The organism is Pontibacter toksunensis (assembly GCF_042686245.1).
In the GTDB taxonomy this organism is placed as follows: domain Bacteria; phylum Bacteroidota; class Bacteroidia; order Cytophagales; family Hymenobacteraceae; genus Pontibacter; species Pontibacter toksunensis.
Genome location: NZ_JBHUOX010000106.1, coordinates 1 through 677, shown reverse-complemented (window position 1 = coordinate 677; position 677 = coordinate 1). Strand labels below are relative to the sequence as shown.

Below are 677 nucleotides of genomic sequence, written 5' to 3'. Positions count from 1 at the left end.
TTGCAATCGTAAGTGAAAGTGGTTGTTTCTAACTCACCATCATCTTCTTCCTCAGTGACCTCAGTCGGGAAGCCTTCGCCATTGTATTTGTAGGTGTAGGCCGTCATGTATGTCTCATATGGCTGAGTATCAACAACACCGTCTCCATTGGCATCTGTGAAATAATATTCCGTTACCTTACCGGGGTTATTTTTGTTCGTCATAGCAGTGGGTTCCACCAGGCCCTTTATAGATGAGTAAAAAGTAGACTTATCATCATAGTTTTCATATATTCTCCTGCTGCTCAAAGCACTGCCATATAAGGTTTCTGCTTTCGTTACATTGCCTTTGTTGTCATATTCAAAGGTCTGTTTGTAGTCATCACCATCAATTTCTTCCGTTGCCTCTATTAACCTCTTGCTGCCATCATACTTAAAGGTCCTGGTGGATTCTATTGTACCATCGCTCTCATGTTCCTTTATGGCAGTTACCAGGCCGTCGGTATACTCATAAGTATCATAATCATCTACGTTACCATCTTCGACTTCTTCAGACTTTATTAAGCGGTTATTTGCGTCATAGGTATACCTGGTGTAATCTGAGTTAGCACCGCCTTCCTCATAATCTTCTATTGCTTTAGAAATATAACCTTGTGCATTATACTCTATCTTAACTACATCGTCATCGGCGCTGCCACT

The 677-nt window shown here is 41.2% G+C and carries 1 protein-coding gene; it reads right to left on the bottom strand.

From position 1 onward, the window contains the following. On the bottom strand, positions 1 to 677 hold a 677-nt coding region (locus ACFS7Z_RS27335), incomplete at both ends, for a hypothetical protein (RefSeq protein WP_377492700.1).